We start from the raw sequence: 22,668 nt of genomic DNA on the forward strand, positions 1-22,668 counted from the left end.
TCGCAGCTCATTTGATTACGCTAATAACAATTGATGATTTGCCAACAACGTGGCCAAATCGGTTTGCACACCATTAAGCGTCACGACGGTGGTCGGGTCGAACTGGCTACCCGTACCATCTCTGTCGATCTGAATCTCAGTGTTGCTCCCATTTTGTACCACCCGGATATAGTCAGTGAGATTGCTCGCCCCACTGTCCAACGTCGCCACGCCATTCACATAGCTCGCCGATCCCGTGCCGGTATAGCCGCTATCGGAAAGCAGATCGCGCAGGTCAATACGGTCAGTATCCGCCGTCCCCTCCCAGGTACCGACGGTAAAGCCGTTGACCACATCACTGCCATTGCCCCCCGTGGCATCCGAAGCGTTGATCAGCTTATAAAGCAACGTATCGTGACCGCCGCTGCCGATATTGAAAGTGTCATTACCGCCACGCCCTTCGAACTGGTTATCGCCGCTGTTGCCGGTAATAACGTCGTTGTAGTTGGAACCATTAATCCCTTCAATGTTAACCAGCGTCGCGGTATCGAACCCGGTACTCTGGGCCGTAGACCGACCAAGATCGACGGTTACACCGGAAGTAGCATGGCGATAATCCACGACATCCATGCCGCCTGTACTGCTCCACGTGTCGTGTTCAGAGGTTGTCGTCCAGCCACCAGAACCGTTGTAGGTATAAGTACCCGCCTCAGCTATAAAGGTATCGTTGTATCCAGTACCTGTCAGGGTTCCGTGGTGTCCGCCTGTGGCAGCATCAGCCGTCAGGGAATAACTCTCTTTACCGTCTCCTGCCGTCAGTCCATCCCAGGTTGCATTACTTGAAACACCGTTAATGGCACGAACCAGCACCGCACGGTAAGTTTCACTGGGGTCTAAACCGTAAAAACTGATGAGTGACGAAGAATCATTTATGCCGATCCCGGACTGAGCATTGATGATTTCGCTGGCGACCAACTGACCTGCCGAGTTGTACAGTTGGACAGTGTTGCCAAAGAAGGCGTTAATGCCTTCGCTGTCGACGATCTTCAAATGCAATGCGGTTCCTGGCGCAACCGTATTGGTATTACGCTCCAGTAAAACCGTACCGTTTTGACGGAAAATCAGCAGGTCTTGTGCACCATCCCAGTCGTAATCCAGCAGAGCCGCTCCGGATACCTGGGTTGACGTAGCGGTACTGAACTTTGAAGCTGTAAAACTTGCTGTCCCCGCCAGTCCATCGTTGGTGTAAAGATAGGACTGCCCACTGTTCGCCAGTTTGATGATGTCCATGTTACCGTCGAGGTTCCAGTCCACCGCCACGCTGACGTTACCCACAAACTTATCCGTGGTCGCTGTTCCAACCGCAGTACCGGCAAGAAGGTTACCGCTACCATCGTTCAGCATTAACACGCCGCCCTGGCTGCTTCCGCTGGAGGTACGGGACATGCTCATATACAGGTCCATGTAACCATCACCATTAAAGTCGGCCCAGGTCATACTTACCGCACTGGAAGCCGCGCCAGAACCATAGCCGCTGTACATGGTATTGGTAAAATTTTGCCCCCATGTGAAAGAACCATTGCCCTGGTTAAACATGGTTGACAGCGCATAGTTGTTCACCCCATTGGTCGTATGCTGGGCAATATCCACTTTTCCGTCGTTATTCAAATCCACACCGGACGCTTCAATCAGGCTGACGTAGTTACCTACCGTCGAGCCTGATACAAAGTTGGTGTATGCCCCGGCCTTAGAACTACCGGTCAGCACACCTTTGTTATTGAGCATGAAGGTGCTGGAGTCAGGCCCCCCCGCATCGCCAATAACGAAATCGGTGTAACCATCTCCCTGAATATCAATGGCAACCACCGCGCCATACCACACCGCAGCGCCCATATTGGTCAGCGTACTGGAGGTGTATGTACCATCTCCATTGTTAGTTAGCTGCACCATGTACGAGTAGCTTGTCCCTTCAGCCAGCACGTCTGCCAGCCCGTCGCGGTTGATATCTGCGTAAGTACCCGTGGTGTAACTCCCCGTCATAGAGAAATTACCTGAAACGGTGTAAGAGTTACGGCTACTGGAGTTCGCCGAGGCGAACTGCTGATTAGCGATAATCGTCCACAGCCCATCCGAATCCAGCATATAACTGGAAGAATAGGAATAATTCGCGGCGGTAAATGACCAGGCTGGTGTCAATGAGGCTTCATTACCCACGACCAGGCTGCCGGTGGTCAAATCAGCAGTATTACCGTTGCCGGCGCTACTTTTCACCTGTGCGGTGACATCATAATTCTTCACGCTCAGCGCATCGCTGTCCGGGATCTGCAAATACCAGGTGTTATTATCCGGATCGACCACTACCGCACCGCCTGATTCAGAGGTGTAAGTTTTACCGTTCACGTTGATAACGAGATACTCGCCGTTAGTCAGTTCCGCCGATACCAAACCACTCAGAATGGGGGTAGTGTCTGTCGTCGTTTGGGCGGTGATGCTCACAGTGGTAGTAGGGATGCGAGTGTCCACTTTCAACACGAAATTATCTGAATCGGTGTGGTTACCCGCCAGATCGGTGACACGCAGCGTATAGGTGTGATTACCGTCATTCAGACCACTGTCCTGGAAATACCAACTGGCGGCACCGCTCATCGTCACCAATCCCAGCAGCACACCATCACGATACAACTGCACAATCTCGCCATTGTCCGGCGCACGGTTAAGTGTCCCGTTAATGACTGGGGAACTGTCATCTGTTGCCACCGATGCGCCAAAACTGCCCTGGCGTTCACCTTCTCCGTCGGTATAGCTGACGACTGTACCGACCGTGGCTGGCGGCGTGGTATCGACCGTCACCACCTGCGAAGAGGTCGAGCCGACGTTGCCTGCCTGGTCGACGATCCGCACCTGGTAAGTGTAATCACCGTCAGCCAGATCGCGGGTATCAGTGTAGCTCCAGCGCTGGTTAGTTACGGTTGTGTCAATCCAGGTATTGCCGCCGTCGAGGCTTATCTGCACGCGCTCATCGCTTGCCAGCGCGCTGCCCAGAGAACCGTTAATGGTCAGCGTGGTGTCCATGGTGATGAAGTCGCTGCTGGATTGCCCGGTATCTTCGCTAATGCTGTCAATAGTGATGCCATTCTGCGGTGCCACAGTATCGACAGTAACTACCTGAGAAGTCGTCGCCCCTACGTTACCGGCCTGATCCACCACGCGAACCTGATAGCGGTGATCGCCATCGCTGAGCGTGCGGGTATCGGTATAGCTCCAGCTTGTTCCATTCACCGTGGCGTAGGCCCATGTAGCCCCACCATCAAAGCTCACCTGGACATACTCATTTTTGCCAGGTTCCGCACCCAGCGTACCGTGCAGAGTGTATGACGTTGAGCTGGTCAGGAAATCATTATTATCGAAGCCAGTATCAACAGTAATGTTATCCACTGTTACTGTGATAGCCGCGTCAGGAGCGACCGTATCAACGGTCACCTGTTGATGCGCGGAAGCACCGATGTTTCCGGCAACATCCACTACCCTCACATAATAATCGTAGGTGGCGTTTTGCAGCGTGCGCCCATCAACGTAGTACCAACTGTTGCCAGTCACAATTACGTTCTGCCAGGTCACACCGCCATCAATACTGATCTGAACGTATTCATCAGCGGCCAGAGTCGCCCCCAGCGAACCGTGCAGCGTCAGCGAGGTATCGTTAGTGATAAAGTCGCTGCCGCTCAGGCCGGTATCGTCGCTGATGCTATCAATAGAGATCGTTTTGCTGGCGTCAGGTACGACGGTATCAATGGTGACCACCTGGCTTGTGGTCGCGCTGACATTACCTGCGTTATCAATAACTCGCAGTTGATAGTTGTAATCACCATCGGCCAGCGTACGGCCATCTACATACGTCCAGCTCAGACCACTGACGCTGACGTCAGTCCATGTGAGACCGCCATCCAGGCTAATCTGCGCGTGGTCGCCATTGCCCAGCGCCGCGCCGAGCGTCCCTTTCAGGCTGATCTGGTTGTCGCTGGTAATAAAGTCGTTGCCAGACAGTCCGGTATCCTGAATAACGGAATCCACAGTAATGGTCGTGACCGCTGGCGCAGTCAGGTCAACCACCACGTCCTGGCTATCCGTTGCGCCAACGTTACCCGCATTGTCGATCACACGAACCTGGTACTGGTACGTACCGTCTGTCAGGGTGCGGCCGTCGGTGTAACGCCATTGCAAACCAGTAACGGTCAGATCAATCCAGGTCTTACCGCCATCAAGACTGATCTGCGCTTTCTCGTTATTACCAAGTTGTGCGGTCAGTGAGCCGTTAACGATGACCTTACTGTCGTTAGTGATGAAATCACTCGCGCTCAGGCCGGTGTCGTTTTGCAGCGAATCAATGCCGATCCCCATTGATGGTGCGGTCAAATCAACTGTCACGGTGTGGTCGGCGCTGGCGCTGTTACCAATGGTATTGCTCACCACGGCGTGAATCACATATGACCCGCCGTCTGCCAGCGCTGTCACGTCCGCGCTGCCAACGGTGTAGCTCCAGGTGCCGTCATTCTGCACAGTTGCGGTGTAGGTTTTGCCGTTAAGCGTAATGGTCACTGTCTGACCCACAGGTGCGTCGGTGGTACCGCTGACGACCAGAGGCGTACCGTGCTCCGCCGCGCTAACGATGTCATCTTCAGCAAAGGTGTTAATAGCAATCGTCGGCACGTCACCGCTCAGCGTCACGTCGTGCGTGGCGCTGCCCGGGTTGCCCGCCTTATCGCTCACCGTCGCGGTGAGGGTGTAATCCCCATCGGTCAGGCCGAGGAAATCACGGCCCGGTACGAAGACCGACCACGCACCGTTCGCCGCCACGGTCGCCTGATAGCTATGCCCGTTGAAGGAGACCGTCACCGTCTGGCCCTGTTCCGCCGTAGTGGTACCACTGATGGTCTGGCCCGCCAACTGCTCGGCGTTGTTGACGATATCATCATCTGCCACAGTGCTGATGGTGACGGTTGGTGCCACGGTATCAACCGTCAGGGTATGCGTGGTCTGGCCGTTGTTACCGGCTTTGTCGTTCACCGACGCGCTGACGGTCAACGCGCCTTCACTCAGGTTGGCAAGGTCGGCTGCCGGAACATTGAGCGTCCATGTGCCGTCGTTTGCGACCGTCGCGGTATAGGTTTTGCCACCCAGCGTCACGGTCACCGTCTGGCCCGCTTCCGCGCTGGAAGAGCCGTGTACGGTCAGCGGCTGCTGCACCTCAGCCGCATTCAGAACATCATCACTGGAAATCGTGGCAATGCTGACGACTGGCGCCGTGGTATCCACGCTGATGCCATGCGTTGCCGAAGCACTGTTGCCTGCGCTGTCCCGCGCCGAAACAGAGACTTGATAGCTCGCGCCATCGGCCAGTGCGCCCACGTCTGCAGCCGGTACCGTTGTGCTCCAGGAACCGTCGTTTTGAATGGTGGCCGTGTAGTTCTTGCCGTTCAGGGTAACGGTCACCTGCGTGCCGCTGGCAAACTGCGCGCTGGAGCCATTAATCACCAGCGCATTGCCCGCTTCCGCCGCGTTGATCACGTCATCACCGCTGAGGGTGTTGACGGTCAGCGCCACGGAGGCGGTATTCACCACGACATTGTGCGTCTGGGTGCTGCTGTTACCCGCGCTGTCGATGATAGTTGCGCTGATGGTTACGGTGCCGTCAGTCAGGGCAGAAATCACGCTGGCCGGTACGCCCACGCTCCAGTTACCACTGGCATCAACGGTGGTGGTGTACTGGTTTGAGCCAATGGTGATGACCAGCTTATCGCCGACGTTCGCGCCGGTTGCTGTCCCGCTGACAATCTGCGCCTGGGTATGCTCCAGACTGTTAATCACGTCATCGCCCGCCACGATATTAAAGCTGACGGTTGGCGGCGTAGTGTCGAGCGTAATCGCTTTATTCGCACTACCGGTGTTACCTGCCGCATCGCTCACGCTCACCTGTACGGTGTAGCCGTTGTCCGCCATAGCCGTCAGGTCACCCGCTGGCACGTTAACGCTCCAGATACCACCCTGCAGAACCTGCGCGGTATAACTATTTCCGCCAAGCGTCACGGTCACCGTCTGACCAACTTCGGCCGTTGTCGAGCCGGAAATTGTGACACCCGTCCCCGCTTCACTGCTGTTGATCACGTTATCGCCCGCAACCGTATCGATAGTCACGGTTGGCGCAGTCGCATCCACGCTGTACTCACGACCCGCAGAGGCGATGTTGCCGTTCACGTTGGTGACACTCACCTGCACGCTGGCGTCGCCATCTTTCAGTCCGGTGAGATCGGCGGGCGGCACGGTTGCCGTCCAGTTGCCGTCGGCATCAACTTTCGCGGTGTAAGACTTGCCGCCAAAGGTGATGGTTACGGTCTGGTTTTCTTCCACGTTGGACGTGCTGCCCGAAAGCACCAGTTCCGCACCTTTTTCAGCCGCGTTGATCACGTCGTCGGTGGCAATGGCATCGATGCTGATGGCTACCGTCGCCAGGTCGACAGTGACGTCATGGCTGATAGTCACCGGGTTGCCCGCCGTGCTCTGGCCTTCTACGGTAACGGTTACCGTCCCCGCAGTCAGGGCGCTGACATCTGCCGCCGGGATTGCCGCGCTCCAGGTGCCGTCTGCCAGCACGGATGCTGCATAGGTTTTGCCATTGATCGTTACGGTAAGCGTGGTACCAACAGCAAGACCGTCGCTGGAACCGGTGATGATCAGGTTTTGACCGTGCTCGATGCTGTTGATCACATCATCGCCCGCCACGGTGTCCACACGCAGACCCGGTAGATTAGCGTCGATAGTCACATCACGCTCGCCAGAACCGGTATTGCCGTGGCTGTTAGTGACGGTTGCTGTAACGGTCAGTTCGCCATTCCCCAGCGCCGTCAGGACGGCCTCAGGCACGTTAACGGACCAGCTCAGATCGCTCTGAACCGTTGCGATGTAATCATTCCCACCGATAGAAACCGTTACGCTACTGCCCGCCTCTGCGTTGGCGACTTTACCGCTAATAGTCTGGCCTGCAGCCACTTCGGAGGCATTGATAACGTTGTCACCCGCAATGGTATTGATGGTGACGGTTGGCAGCGCGGTATCCACCAGCAGGTTTGCGGTATTGCTCACGCTGTTACCCACCGCGCTAGTCGCCGTCGCGCTCAGAGTGTAATTTGCTTCACCCAGAGCAGTCAGATCCGCCGCCGGTACCGTCAGGCTCCAGCTTCCATTTGCAGCGGTTGTCGCCGTGTATTGTTTACCGTTCAGCGTCACTGTGATCAGAGTGCCTTCCGCCAGGTTGGCGCTGGTACCGCTCACGCTCAGATCCTGGCCTTTCTCAACTGCGTTCAGCACGTTATCGCCGCTGAGGGTGTCGAAGCCAACTGACGGCAGCCCGGTATCAACGGTTACATTGTGCGTACCGCTGCCGGTATTGCCCGCCGCGTCGGTCACTGACGCAGTGACGGTCACGCTGCCATCGCTGAGGCCGGCAATCACGCTCGCCGGAACGCCCACGCTCCAGTTGCCCGCCGCGTCCAGCACGGTGGTGTAAGTCTGGCCGCCAATGGTGACGGTGACTTTATCCCCCGCTGCCGCGCCGGTGGCGGAGCCGCTGATAATCTGTGCCTGATTGTGTTCAGCCACGTTAATGACGTCATCGCCCGCGATGGTGTTGATCGTCACCGCAGGCACGGTCACGTCCACCGTCAGGTTGTGGTCAACCGACGCCGGGTTCCCCGCCTTGTCACTGACGCTCGCGGTGACGATCACGCTGCCGTCGGTTAATCCCGCCAGGTCCGCCGCCGGAACGTTCAGCGTCCAGCTGCCGTTAGCGCCTACGGTGGTGGTGTAGTTTTTACCGTTCAGGCTCACGGTCACCGTCTGGCCCGCCTCGGCGGTACTGGTGCCGGAGATGGCGAGGTCTGACTGCGCTTCCGTGGCGTTCAGGATATCGTCAGCCGCAAGGGTACTGATGGTCACGGACGGTGCGGTCGCATCCACGCTGTACTCGCGGCCCGCAGACGCGCTGTTGCCGTTGACGTTGGTCACGCTCACCTGCACGCTGGCATCGCCGTCTTTTATGCCCGCCAGGTCAGCCGATGGGATGGTCGCCGTCCAGTTGCCACTGTCATCAACGGTGGTGGTGTAGATTTTACCGTTCAGGCTCACGGTCACGGTCTGCCCGGCTTCGACGTTGGTCGTCGCGCCGGAAAGCACCAGATCAACACCTTTTTCAGCGGCATTGATCACGTCGTCGGTGGCGATGGCATTGATGCTGATCGCCACGCTCGCCAGATCGACGGTCACGTCGTGGCTGATGGTGATGGGGTTACCCGCCGCGCTGTCGCCGGTGACGCTGATTTTCACGGTGCCTTCCGGCCACGCGCCCACATCTGCCGCCGGAACCGCTGCGCTCCAGGTGCCGTCTGCCAGTACTGTGGCGGAATAGTCTTTCCCGTTCACGTTCACGGTCAGCGCGGTGCCGGGGGTCAGACCGTCGCTGGAACCGGTCACGATCAGGTTCTGATTGTGTTCAATACTGTTGACCACATCATCACCCGCCACGGTATCGACACGCAGACCCGGGAGGTTGGCGTCGATAGTCACATCACGCTCGCCGGAGCCGGTGTTACCGTGGCCGTTGGTCACGGTGGCGGTCACGCTCAGGCTGCCGTTGCCCAGCGCCGTCAGCACGTCAGACGGCACATTCACTGACCAGCTCAGATCGCCCTGCACCGTCGCGGTATAGGTGTTGCCGCCAATCGTCACGGTTACGGTGTTGCCCGCTTCCGCATGGGCCACGGTACCGCTCAGGGTCTGCCCCGCAGCCACTTCCGCCGCGTTGATGACGTTATCGCCCGCCACGGTATTGATGGTGACGGTTGGCAGCGCGGTATCGACCAGCAGGTTTGCGGTATTGCTCACGCTGTTACCCACCGCGTTGGTCGCCGCGGCGTTCAGGGTGTAGTTAGCTTCACCCAGGCCCGCCAGATCGGCTGCCGGAACCGTCAGGCTCCAGCTTCCATTTGCAGCGGTTGTCGCCGTGTATTGTTTACCGTTCAGCGTCACTGTGATCAGAGTGCCTTCCGCCAGGTTGGCGCTGGTACCGCTCACGCTCAGATCCTGGCCTTTCTCCACCGCATTCAGCACGTTATCGCCGCTGAGGGTGTCGAAGCCAACTGACGGCAGCCCGGTATCAACGGTTACATTGTGCGTACCGCTGCCGGTATTGCCCGCCGCGTCAGTCACTGACGCAGTGACGGTCACGCTGCCATCGCTGAGGCCGGCAATCACGCTCGCCGGAACGCCCACGCTCCAGTTGCCCGCCGCGTCCAGCACGGTGGTGTAAGTCTGGCCGCCAATGGTGACGGTGACTTTATCCCCCGCTGCCGCGCCGGTGGCGGAGCCGCTGATAATCTGTGCCTGATTGTGTTCAGCCACGTTAATGACGTCATCGCCCGCGATGGTGTTGATCGTCACCGCAGGCACGGTCACGTCCACCGTCAGGTTGTGGTCAACCGACGCCGGGTTCCCCGCCTTGTCGCTGACGCTCGCGGTGACGGTCACGCTGCCGTCGGTTAATCCCGCCAGGTCCGCCGCCGGAACGTTCAGCGTCCAGTTGCCGTTAGCGCCTACGGTGGTGGTGTAGTTTTTACCGTTCAGGCTCACGGTCACCGTCTGGCCCGCCTCGGCGGTACTGGTGCCGGAGATGGCGAGGTCTGACTGCGCTTCCGTGGCGTTCAGGATATCGTCAGCCGCAAGGGTACTGATGGTCACGGACGGTGCGGTCGCATCCACGCTGTACTCGCGGCCCGCAGACGCGCTGTTGCCGTTGACGTTGGTCACGCTCACCTGCACGCTGGCATCGCCGTCTTTCATACCCGCCAGGTCAGCCGATGGCACGGTCGCCGTCCATTTTCCATCTGCATCCACGGTCGCGGTGTAGCTCTTACCGCCGAAGGTGATGTTGACGGTCTGGTTCTCTTCGACGTTGGAGGTGGTACCCGAAAGCACCAGATCCGCGCCCTTCTCGACAGCGTTAATCACATCGTCAGTCGCGATAGCATCAATGCTGATGGCCACGGTCGCCAGATCCACCGTCACGTTGTGGTCGATAGAGACCGGGTTACCGGCGCTGCTCTGGCCTTCAACGGTCACAGTGATAGTTCCCGCAGCTAAGGCACTCACGTCCGCTGACGGGATCGCCGCGCTCCAGGTGCCATCCGCCTGCACGGTTGCCGGGTAGGTTTTGCCGTTGACGGTCACGGTCAGCACTGTACCTGTACTCAGGCCATTGCTGGAGCCGGTGATAATCAGATTCTGCGCATGCTCAATACTGTTGATTACGTCATCGCCTGCTACCGTGTCAACGCGCAGCCCTGGCAGGTTCGCGTCGATGGTGATATCGCGCTCCCCGGTACTGCTGTTGCCAATGCCGTTGGTTACGCTGGCGGTTACAGTCAGTTCACCGTTACCCAGCGCCGTCAATACGGATTCCGGGACGTTAACGGACCAGCTCAGATCGCTCTCTACCACCGTGGTATAGGTGTTGCCGCCAATCGTTACGGTCACAGTGTTGCCCGCTTCGGCATTCACCACTTTACCGCTGATGGTCTGGCCGTTCGCCAGCTCGGCGGCGTTGATCACATCGTCGCCTGCAATGGTGTTGATGGTCATGCCAGGCAATACAGACTCCACATTCACTGTGTGTGACGTGCTGGTGCTGTTGCCCACGCTATCCGTTGCCGACGCGGTGACGGTGTACAAGGCTTCACCCAGCGCTCCCACCTGGTCCGCCGGAACGGTGGTAGTCCACTGTCCGTTGATATCGACGGTGGCGCTGTAGGCTTTACCGTTGAGCATCACGGTAACGACGGTACCAACCGCCAGACCGGATGCCGTGCCCGAAAGGGTCAGTTCCTGCGTTTTTTCGGTACTGTTGATGACGTCGTCACCAGAAATTACGTCGATGGTCAGCACCGGCGCGGTCAGATTCACTTCCACGTCGTGTGTGGTGCTGTTGCTGTTACCGGCTTTATCGGTCAGCGCCGCTCTGATGGTGTAATCTCCGGCAGTCAACGCATTGACGTCTGCCGCAGGCACCCCCACACTCCAGTTGCCTGAAGCATCCAGGGTCGCGGTGTAATTTTTGTTGTTGATGGTGACAGTCACTACATCACCCGCTGCCGCGCCGGTCACAGAACCGGTGACAATCAGCGCCTGCGCATGTTCAGCGCTGTTGATAACGTCATCGTCAGAAACGGTATTGATGGTCAGTTTCGGCACCGTGGTATCGACCAGCACGTCGCGATCCGCCGAGGCCGGGTTGCCCGCTTTATCGGACACCGCTGCGGTGATGGTATAGTCGCCGTCAACAATCGAGCCGAGATCCGCAGAAGGTACGGTCACGCTCCAGCTACCGTTGGCCTGTACGGTGGTGGTGTAATTCTGGCCGTTCAGGGTCACGGTCACGGTCTGTCCGGCTTCGGCATTAGTCACGCCGTTAACAACCAAATCGACCTGTGCTTCTGCCGCATTGATGATGTTGTTATCGCTAATAATCTCAATAGACACCGTCGGCGCGGTCGCATCCACACTGTACTCACGACCGGCGGAAGCATTGTTGCCGTTCACGTTGGTCACGCTAACGTGTACGCTGGCATCACCGTCTTTCAGGCTGCCCAAATCTGCCATCGGCACGGTTGCCGTCCAGTTACCACTGGCATCTACACTTGCAGTATAAGATTTGCCGCCAAAGGTGATATAGACGGTCTGGTTCTCTTCCACATTGGTCGTTGAGCCAGACAGCACCAGGTCCGTCCCTTTTTCCACTGCGTTAATCACGTCGTCCGTGGCAATGGCATCAATGCTGATGGCAACTGTCGCCAGATCGACCGTGACGTTGTGAGTAATGGATACAGGGTTACCCGCCGCGCTCTCGCCTTTAACGGTGACCGACACGGTTCCCGCCGCCAGTGCGCTAACGTCTGCCGCCGGGATGGCTGCACTCCAGGTGCCGTCTGCCAACACCGTGGCGGCGTAGGTTTTGCCGTTCACGGTTACGGTCAGCGCGGAGCCTGCTGCAAGGCCCTCACTGGAGCCGGTGACGATCAGGTTCTGCGCGTGTTCGATGCTGTTGATCACATCGTCGCCCGCCACGGTATCAACGCGCAGGCCAGGCAGATTGGCATCAATGGTGATGTCGCGCTCGCCAGAGCCGCTATTGCCGTGGCCGTTAGTCACGCTTGCTGACACAGTCAGTAAGCCGTTACCGATAGCGGTTAAGACGTTCGCTGGAACATTTACCGACCAGCTCAGGTCATCCTGAACCTTCGCCGTGTACGTATTACCACCAATATTAATCGTGACAACATCACCACTCGCCGCGCCGCTGACTTTACCACTCAGAGTCTGCCCCGTGGCTACTTCTGCCGCGTTGATCACGTCGTCGGTAGCGATAGCGTTGATGGTTACCACTGGGATCGCGCTGTCCACCAGTACGCCATGGCTGGTACTGGCGCTGTTACCTGCGGTATCGGTCACGCTGGCCGTGACGCTGTAGTTCGCTTCGCCCAATGCGGAAACATTTGCCGCCGGAACGGTCACGCTCCAGTTGCCGCTGGCGTCAGTGGTGGCGGTGTAGTTAATGCCGTTCAGGGTCACCGTGATAGTGGTGCCGTCCGGCTGGTTGCTGGTTCCGGAGAGCTGAAGATCCTGGCCCTTCTCGGTCGCATTGATCACGTCATCGCCCGCCAGGGTATTAATGGTAATCACCGGTGCCGTCAGGGAGACGTCAACGTCATGCGTTGCTGTGGTGCTGTTGCCCGCCTTGTCGGTGAGGGTTGCGGAGATCGTGTGGTCACCGTTTACCAGCGCGCCAACGTCAGAGGCTGGTACGCCAATGCTCCAGTTACCTGAACCACCGAGCATTGCAGTGTAATCTTTGCCGTTCAGGGTTACGGTGATGACGTCACCCGCCTGCGCGCCGCTCACGTTGCCGGAAACGATCAGCGCCTGGCCGTGCTCGGCGACATTAATGATGTCGTCGCCTGCCACGATGTTAAAGCTGATCTGCGGCACGGTGGTGTCGACCAGCACGGATGCGCCCGCGCTCGCCGGGTTGCCCGCTTTATCCGACACCGTCGCCGTTACCGCCGCATTGCCGTCGGCGATACCTGTCATGTCGGCTGCCGGAACGTTCAGCGTCCAGATACCGTTCGCCTGAACCTGCGCGGTGTACTGGTTGCCATTGAAGGTTACAGTGACCGTCTGACCGGCTTCGGCGCTTGAGGTACCGCTCAGGGTCAGATCCTGCGCCGCTTCAGCCGCATTCAGCATATTGTCGCTGCTGATGGTGTTGATGGTGACCGTCGGCGCGGTGGTATCGACGCTGTATTCCTGCGCGGAAGAGGCCGAATTGCCGTTCACGTTGGTCACGCTGACCTGCACGCTGGCGTCGCCATCTTTCAGGCCGTTCAGGTCTGCCGCTGGAACCGTGTAGGACCAGTCGCCGCTGGCATCGACCGTGGTGGTATAGGTTTTACCGCCAAAGGTGACGGTGACGGTCTGCCCTGCCTCAACGTTGCTTGAGGTGCCGCTCAACACCAGGTCCTGGCCTTTTTCCGCCGCGTTCAGCACGTTGTCAGCGGTCACGCTGTTGATGCTGATTGCCACCGCGGAGAGATCCACATCCACGACGGTGCCGATGTTCACCGGGTTGCCGGAGGTATCCTGCGCACTGGCGCTGATGGTGAGCGAACCGTCCGCCCACAGGGAGACGTCCGCCGCCGGAACCGACGCCTGCCAGGTGCCATCTGCCAGAACCGTTGCAGCGTAGTCTTTACCATTGATGGTCACGGTAACGGTGCTGCCCACCGCCAGGTCGGTGCTGGTGCCTGACACAATCAGATTCTGCGCGTGTTCAATCACGTTGATCACGTCGTCACCGGCGACGGTATCAATACGCAGACCCGGCAGTTGGGCGTCAATGGTGAAGTCCAGGGAAGAAGAACCGGTATTGCCGTGTGCGTTGGTTACGCTTGCCGATACGGTCAGTTCGCCGTTGCCGAGCGCGCTTAACTGGCTCTCGGTTAACGGCAGGCTCCAGGTGAGATCGCCCTGCACGGTAACGGTGTACGTCTGGCCGCCGAGGATAATCGTAACGGTATCGCCCGCCGCCGCGTTGCTCACCTTACCAGTCAGGGTTTGCCCTGCCGTAACTTCCGAGGCGTTAACAATGTTATCGCCCGCGAGGGTGTTGATGGTCACTACCGGCAGCGAGCTATCCACCAGCACGTTGTGGGTGGTCGAGGCACTGTTGCCAACGCTGTCGGTGACGCTGGCAGTCACGGTGTAGTTCGCTTCGCCCAGCGCGCTCACCGCAGACGCAGGTACGCTAACGCTCCAGTTACCGCTGGCATCGGTGGTGGCGGTGTAGTTGATGCCGTTCAGGGTCACCGTGATAGTGGTGCCATCAGGCTGATTACTGGTGCCAGAGAGCAGCAGATCTTCGCCTTTCTCAGTGGCATTGATCACATCATCCGCCGCCAGGGTATTGATGCCGATTTGCGGCGTCACGGTGTTAACGACAACGTCCAGCGAATTGCTGCCAGTATTGCCGGATTGGTCCGTTACGGAGACATCAATCGTCAGGGTACCGTCGGCCAGCCCCTGAACAACAGACGCTGGCAGACCGAGACTCCAGTTGCCCACCGCGTCTACCACAGTGGTGTAGTCGACGTTATTGATGGTGATGGTGACCAAATCACCCGCTGCTGCGCCGGTGACGGAGCCGCTGAGGATCTGCGCCTGAGAATGGGCGATTTGGTTAACGGTATTGGTATCGGTGACAAAATCGTTGATCGTCACCTGCGGCACGGTGGCATCCACCAGCCCCACGCGATCGGCGCTACTGCTGTTGCCCGCCACATCGCTCACAGTAGCCGTGACCGTCACCGTACCATCTACCAGCGCGCCTACGTCGGCGGCCGGTACATTGAGGGTCCAGGTTCCGTCCGTCTGGACGGTGGTCTGGTAAGATTTACCGTTCAGCGTCACGGTAACAGTCTGTCCCGCCTGGGCATTACTGGTGCCGCTGACCGCCAGATCCTGCTGCGCTTCCGCCGCATTGATGATGTTATCGGACGTCAGGTTGTCCAGCGTGATAGTCGGTGGCAACGTATCCACGGTGACGACGCGCGAGGCTTCTGCGCTATTGCCGTTCACATTGGTGACACTGACGCTCACCTGCGCACGTCCGTCGATCAGGGTTTCCATTGCGCTCGCCGGAACGGTCAGGCTCCAGGAACCATCCTGCTGCACCTGCGCAGTAAAGGTCTGGTCGGCAAATTTAACCACCACGGTCTGACCGGCTTCCACACCCTGCGTCTGACCTGACAGCGTCACCTCAGCCCCTTTTTCGGCCGCGTTCAGCATGTCATCGCTGCTAATGATATCAATGGTGACCGCTACAGCGTTCAGATCCAGTTCGATGGGGTGCTCAGCAGAAACGGTATTGCCCCACGCGTCCTGCGCGCTAACGTTGACCGTAATATCTCCTGCCGTCCATGCCTGAAGATCGGACGCAGGAACACCAATTTGCCAGTTACCGCTGGCGCTCACCACGGCAGCGTAGTCAACGTTGTTGATGGTAACGGTAATCTGCGTGCCTGCAGCCAGATGGGTACTGGAGCCGGTGACGGTCAGATCCTGCTGCTGTTCGATGGCGTTGATCACGTCATCGCCAGAAATCGTGTTCACGCGCAGGCCAGGCAGCTCAGCGTTGACGTTGATATCACGTTCGCCGCTGCCGGTGTTGCCGTGCGCATTGGTGACCGAAGCGCTGAAGGTCAAATCGCCGTCGCCAAATGCCTTGAGATCCGCTGACGGGATAGTCACGCTCCAGGTCAGATCGCTCCCTACTGTGGCGGTATAGCTCTTGCCACCAACGGAGATAGAAACGGTATCGCCCGCCGCCGCGCCAGTGACGCGCCCACTCAGGGTTTGGTCCACCGCCACTTCGGCGTTGTTGACCAGGTTGTCGCCCGCAAAGGTATTGATAATCACCTGTGGCAGCACCGTATCGACCAGCAGGTTAGCGTCTGCAGAACCGCTATTACCCACGCTGTCCGTGCCGCTCACGCTGACGGTGTAGAGGGTATTTGCCAGATTCAGAACGTCGGAAACCGGCACCTGGACACTCCAGATGCCGTTTTCAACGGTGGCCTGATAGTTGACGTTGTTCAGTGTAACGGTGATGGCGCTGCCGTTCGGCAGATTGCTGGTACCGCTCAGACTCAGCGGCTGCATAGCCTCCTGAGCATTAAGAACATTGTCCTGGCTGATGGCGTCAATCGTGAATTCTGGCGGATTGCCGCTCAGCGTCACGCCGTGCGTCGCGCTGCCGGTATTGCCCGCGGCATCGGTAACGGAGACAGAAATGCTGTGGTCGCCCTCACCCAGCGCGCCGATGACGGAGGCAGGGACGCCAACGCTCCAACTGCCGTCGGCCTGTACGACACCGGTAAAGGTCTGGCCGCCCAGGGTAACCGTGACCACGTCGCCCGCTGCCGCGCCGCTCGCCTTGCCGGAGATAATTTGCGCCTGGCTCTGCTCGCTGGTATTGAGAACATCGTCGCCCGCTACGGTATCGATCGTAACTACGGGTGCGGAGGTATCAACGGTGAAATTGGCGGTGGTTGAAGAACCGTTACCCGCCTTGTCGCTGACGTTCACGGTCAACGAATGGTTGCCGTCAGCCAGCTCTTGTACTTCACTGGCAGGAAGCGTAACGGACCAGGTGCCGTCGCTACCTACCGTTGCTGTGTGGTTTTTGCCGTTCAGCGTCACGGTTAAAATCTGGCCCGCTTCCGCGTTCGTTTTACCGGTAAGGGTCAGGGTCTGGTTGTGCTCTGCGGCATTGACGATGTTGTCCTGGGAAATCGCATCGACCGATAATGTCGGCGGCACGGTATCCACGCCAATCGTCTGACTACCGCTTACGGTATTACCCGCTGCATCTTTGCCGCTGACGTTGACCGTCCAGGTTCCATCACCCAGCGCCTGTGCGTCTGCTGCGGGCACCTTCACGCTCCATGCGCCATTTTCGCCCACTTCTGCGGTATAGGTTTTACCGTTTAACGTGACGGTGAGCGCCGTTCCCTGCGCGAGATTTTTGCTCGCACCGGAGAGGGTAAAGCCTGCGGACTGCTCACTGGCGTTAATCATGTTATCGCCTGCGGTGGTGGCGAGCGTAACGGCCGCGTCAGCCGTTGAGACAGTCACGGTAATGCTGCCTGCAGTCGTGGTTTTACTGCCGTCGATCTGCACCACGGACCAGGTGTGTTCTCCGTCCGTCTGCGTCGGAAGCTTTACCGTCCAGGTCCCGTCTGTACCGACCATGGCGCTGGCAATGGTGCTGCCGCTGCTATCTTTGATCTGAATGGTCGCACCAGGTTGCCCGGTACCGCTGAAGGTTGGGGTGTTATCATCCGTGACCTCTTTTGCACTCAGCACACCCTGCTTGTCACCCGCTTTGTCCGTTACCAAAAAGGTCGGCGTTGCGCTCTCAACTTCTTTGGTGTTATCAATGACTTTGGTTTTGCCATCACCACCATGTGCCAGCAATGCGCCAATCGCGCCGCCGCCTAATGCCGCGCCTGCAATCCAGCCCCAAGGCGCATCGCTCAGGGCACTGCCTTGCTTGAGAAAAGGTTCGATACTGGATATGGTTGTCGCATGAGAAGTCAGTTCAGTAGTCGCAAGCCCAGACGCTTCTCCGGTCTCAGCAAACGATATATGGGTAAGTTGATCCTCATTGTTGAAGACCAACTCTGAATGGTTTTTACCTTCAGGATCTTCCATGAAATAATTGTTGCAGCGGATCACGCTGCCATCTTTCATGTAAAGCAGGAGATCCTTACCCTGTCGCACGTAGCGTGCCACATCCTGTGCAGAACCATGGACTTCGATAACGCTGGGTGCAGAGACAGAAACAGAGAGGTTCCCTTCACCTGTCAGAACTGTTTTTTCAGCCGTCTTTCGGATAATGACATCAACAATTTTTACTGAACTCATATTTTTTCTCCTTACAGGCGCCCCCATCTTTCACAGATTGCCAACATTCAGATGTAGCAATCTCTGGGAAAGACTCCCATTGTCTTCAGTTTTTTTTCAGCAATTTTTGCAGCGTTTTCTTTTCGTTACTAACTTAGATCAGGTAATTTCGCCGCAGCATTTTTTTCAACACCTATAGCAGGCAATAAATTATCCAGGGCAGTGGCATAATTAATTGCGGCACTCCAGCTATCATATTCAGCCATTATTTTTGATAGCGTTGCTTGCCAGACGTCTTGTTCAACGCTTAGTAAGTCATTAATACTTCTTTTGCTAAGGGTATATTCATTTTTATAAACCTCGCGAGCACGCAGAGCGCTCTGCAATTGTATATTCCCGGCATTCATTCTACCGTGTGCTCCAGACCAGTCCGCCATAGCAACTGACGCTTTTTGTAGTACATCAAATCGAGCCTGATCGACTTGCGACATCGCCATTGTTCTTGCGCCTTCAGCCTGGTGAACTCGCGCTGAAACCGAACCGCCCTGGTAAATAGGGGCATCAATATTTAGCTGAATCTGATCGTCCCAATAGCTTCGGTTATCCGATTCATAACGCGTACGTCCACCTTTAAGGCTTAGAGTCGGCCAGTGCTGTGATTTTGCTTTTTCAACGGCATACTGAGCAGACGTTTCCATTGTCCTTGCGGCGAGCACAGATGGAATTAATGAATAATCAATATTATCAAGAGAATCCTCTCGAACGACTAATGCCTCAGGCACGGGTTGCAACTGCTCTGCATCAATACCGCTTAAAACAGCCAGTCTTGCCCGCGCGCTACTCAGCGCTGCATTGTATTGTTCAAACGTTGCCTGCATTCCCGCGACACGCGCTTGCGTCTGAAGCTCATCGGACGTAGAACTCAAACCAGCCTCTGCGCGCAATCGCGCCATATGCTGAACATTTTTAAGCGCAGTAATATTTTCTTTCGCTGCTTGTGTCAGTTCGGTATAGCGTCTGACTTCAACGTAGCTTAGAGCCGTTTTCTCAGCGACACCAGTCAATGTAGCCATAAGCTGGTACCGGTAACTATCTCGTTGTGCTTCAGACTGACTGATTGCGCTATTCGTTTTGCCAAAATCATAGACAAGCTGCGTCAGACTTAGCCCCCATGCTGCTGAGTTTTTTAGTGAGCCGCTTGAGTCTGTCGTCTGGCTATGCCCTGTATTGCCATTAAGTGATATTTGCGGCATCCAACCACTGCGTGCTTCGTCTATTTGCGCCTGGCCGATTCCCATTTGCGCGGCCTGCTGACTTATTGATGGGTCACGGTCAAAAGCAAAAAGAATACTTTCCTTCAGTGTCACAGACGCAACTCGGGCTGTGTTCGGTGTACCGTTATAGGCTTTCGCAGTACCACATACGATCATACCTGCAAATAAAAAATAAAATATTGTGTGCCTTAGGGGTACAAAAATCCGCACATGAGCCTCCATATTAATAGGGTAGATTCTCCTCCAGGATTCGTTTTTTAACCATTTGTCAAATAAGGAATAAATTTCCTTTCTCAACAATGAGCTCATTTATCAAGAAATGGTGAAATAGGATTTTCCCTAGTGAATATTATTAATTGACTTGGAGCATAACAAATACTGTACACCCTAACCATACCCACAATGTTAATGTGATGTTAATAGAATAAAGAATATTGCGGGATCTTTATAAAAGTCTGAAAGGTTGTTTTTTATACAAACATGAAAACTCTTTGTTATAAATAGGATTATTACCTCCCAGTAAATGAACATTTTTGCGTTAATTTCACAGCGTACTTAACACAAAGATTTTCAAACAAATGTCAATTTGTACCAAGACTATAGAATTTATTGACAAATATTTTTTGAATGGTCTTTTACTCAGGAGAGAAAAATAGTTGTAGATTTGATTGATACACATGGGCCACTATCGCTGAAGTGAAGGAAAATTGTGGGCTTTGGATTGAAAATAACAGGTGTGCTGGATGCTGCTGCTCGGGCTGCGAATGCAAATATTATTCAGCAACGGACTTGCTAATGACTATCAATAATCTGTGGAAAATTTAGTAATAAAAGAATATTTCAGTAAATATAATGAGGTTGACGCAATATAATTCTGATTATTGAGTCTTCTTTGTGAGGTGAGTCGCCACGGATAATCCAGGTACTACTGAGAAGTTGATAATATCTCTATGTGCAGGAGTTAAAGAAAAGCTATTAGATTACCTCGCTTTTGCGGTGCGAAACGCCTGCCTGGCAACAAGCATGTCACTAGCCCTCCTTTGGACGCCCCATCCAGAGATGGAAACGTCCGTTAGCGTTTGATTCGATAGTCAGCTCACACTAGCTCTTTGAGCTGCTCCTGCATATAGGTTGAAAAATACTCTGGATTCTTGATAAGGATGCGGTTACCGGAGGCGACTTTTTCTGCCCATCCGGCCACTTTTTTCGTGAACTCGGGATTCCATCCCTCCTGCTCACCTCGTGCCATTACAGCTTCCGGACTCGCTGGCACACCTAAGTCATGCAAATACTTTAAGATTCCCTTAGCGGTACTTTCGTCCATTGAATGGGGTACTGACGCCGAAGTGTTCATACCACCAATAAAATCCAATGCTTTCTCAATTGCTGTTGGCATGCTCTTATCCTTAAAATTAACCACGTGAGAGACACATTTATACTATGTACCCAACTTCGTCGGGATATCAAAGAGAACATCGCCTTTATTTGATTTACCCCGCAGCTAAACGCTTGCGGTGGCTGTTTTCTGCACGATTAATTCGCGATTCCGGCCAAAACCAGCCCGGTTGCCACCGCATTACGCGGCCCTTCGCTACCACGGATGTTGCCCTGTCCGGCGACAACGCCGTAGTGCGCCAGCGCATCGGTGATCATCTGCGGGATTTCGAAATCCAGCGAGGAGCCGCCCACCAGCACTACAAAAGCAATATCGCGAATGGAGCCACTGGGTGAAACCTGAAGCAATGCGCGCAGGCAGTTGGTCACAAAAACCTTCTCTTTGGCCTGTCGGCGCACCAGACGAATTTTTTCCAGCGAGGTGAGGTTATCTACCGGGATCAGCTCCCCCTCTTTCAGATACACCACTTTGGCGAAGACTGTCGGGCTGAGCGGTTCGCGGAAAAACTCTACCGCGCCGTTCTCATGGCGAATACTGAACAGGCTTTCCACTTTTGCCAGCGGGTATTTTTTAATCTCCTCCGCCAGAAACGCATCGTTTAGGCCCAGCTCAGTTTGAATTAACAGGCTAACCATATTTCCTGCACCGGCCAGATGCACCGCTCTCACTACGCCGTCGCTATTGATAATGGCGGCATCGGTAGATCCTGCGCCTAAATCGAGGATCGCCAGCGGTGCGGCGCATCCGGGCGTTGTTAGCGCCCCCGCTACGGCCATGTTGGCCTCCACGCCGCCAACTTCAACCGGCGTGTTTAACCGGGCGCTCAGCTCACTGGCGATGGCCTGCATCTGTAAGCGATCGGATTTCACCATTGCCGCAATGCCCACGGCGTTCTCCATTGAACACTCTCCAGCGATGCCGCCCTGCACCTTGCGCGGAATAAACGTATCGACCGCCAATAGATCCTGAATATGCACCGTGTTCATGTCATGACCGGTCAGTGAGGCCATCACCTTACGCACCCGCTCCAGCATGCCGCCTGCGTGCGTGCCTGCTTCACCACGAATATCGCACACGGGCGCACAGGCGCTTATCGCCTGCATAATGGCCTGCGCGCCTTGCGCTACGTCGGCTTCGCCGCCACGCTTTTCACCACGGATAAAGATCTTGCCCGCCGGGATCACCCTTGATCGCACATCACCCTGCGGGGTTTTCAGCACCACGGCGGAACGGTTGCCGATTAGCGCTCTGGCGATGGGGACGATAGTTTGCGTTTCCTCGGGCGTCAGGGCAAAGAAGGTCGCGATGCCGTAAGGATTCGACAATACCCGCACCACCTGCCCGGCGGCCGCCACTTCCACCGCCGCCAGCACCCCTTCCGGCACCTTCTCAAGTAAGGTGACTTCATCAACCACCGGCATTGGCCGACGCAGGCGATTGTTCACCAGCACGCCATCATCCTTTTTCAGGATCGCCGCCACCACGTTGATGCCGCGATCCAGCGCCGCATTGATAAGCCAGACCGCCTCGAGAAAATCCATTTCCTCGCCTACCAGCGGGATCCAGCCCTCGGCAAACCGATCCTCGCTTAACGCCGCCAGCTTCTCCACGGCGATAGTGGTCCCCATTCCCACGCCAACGCCGCCGGGCGTTTGCGGGTTATGGCCAATCATTGTCGATTCAGTAATGATGGTTTCAGTGATGGTTTCCATCGCCACATCGCCAATCACCGGCGCGGCCTCGTTGATGCAGATTTTCGCCACATCCTGAAGCGACCACGGGGTGCTATTCAGAGCCTGCTGCAGAGAAGCCACCACCCCGGCAATATTGTCCCGCGTGCCTTTCATGCCCGTGGTGGCGACAATCCCGCTGGCGATAAAATGCCCATGCTGTGCCAACGCCACTTCGGTGGTGGCGTTGCCGATATCGATCCCTGCAATTAACGGCATGTTGCCC

General features: G+C 56.3%; 4 protein-coding genes. All 4 read right to left on the bottom strand.

Features of this window, described 5'->3' with window-relative positions:
* Positions 1-15: 15 nt before the first annotated feature.
* The 4 genes from LA337_20250 to LA337_20265 all read right to left on the bottom strand — a co-directional run bounded on the left by LA337_20250 (position 16) and on the right by LA337_20265 (position 22,661).
* A complete protein-coding gene (locus LA337_20250; protein UBI15465.1) occupies positions 16-18,063 on the bottom strand; it encodes an Ig-like domain-containing protein in 18,048 nt (6,015 codons plus the stop codon).
* 128 nt (positions 18,064-18,191) lie between these two features.
* Positions 18,192-19,472: a TolC family outer membrane protein gene (locus tag LA337_20255; protein ID UBI18523.1), complete on the bottom strand. Its 1,281-nt coding sequence runs from the start codon at positions 19,470-19,472 to the stop codon at positions 18,192-18,194.
* Between the two features lie 940 nt (positions 19,473-20,412).
* On the bottom strand, positions 20,413-20,736 hold the full coding sequence (locus LA337_20260) for a DUF1889 family protein (protein UBI15466.1): 324 nt from the start codon (positions 20,734-20,736) through the stop codon (positions 20,413-20,415).
* 113 nt (positions 20,737-20,849) lie between these two features.
* Entirely contained in the window at positions 20,850-22,661 is a 1,812-nt protein-coding gene (locus tag LA337_20265) for a diol dehydratase reactivase subunit alpha (protein ID UBI15467.1), read from the bottom strand.
* Between the last annotated feature and the right edge of the window lie 7 nt (positions 22,662-22,668).

Origin of the sequence: Citrobacter europaeus (assembly GCA_020099315.1) — a bacterium.
Lineage (GTDB): Bacteria > Pseudomonadota > Gammaproteobacteria > Enterobacterales > Enterobacteriaceae > Citrobacter > Citrobacter europaeus.

Bases quoted from the DNA above. Each gene is read 5' to 3' on its own strand.
- LA337_20250 (UBI15465.1), bottom strand. From the start codon at position 18,063: ATGAGTTCAGTAAAAATTGTTGATGTCATTATCCGAAAGACGGCTGAA.
- LA337_20255 (UBI18523.1), bottom strand. From the start codon at position 19,472: ATGATCGTATGTGGTACTGCGAAAGCCTATAACGGTACACCGAACACA.
- LA337_20265 (UBI15467.1), bottom strand. From the start codon at position 22,661: ATGCCGTTAATTGCAGGGATCGATATCGGCAACGCCACCACCGAAGTG.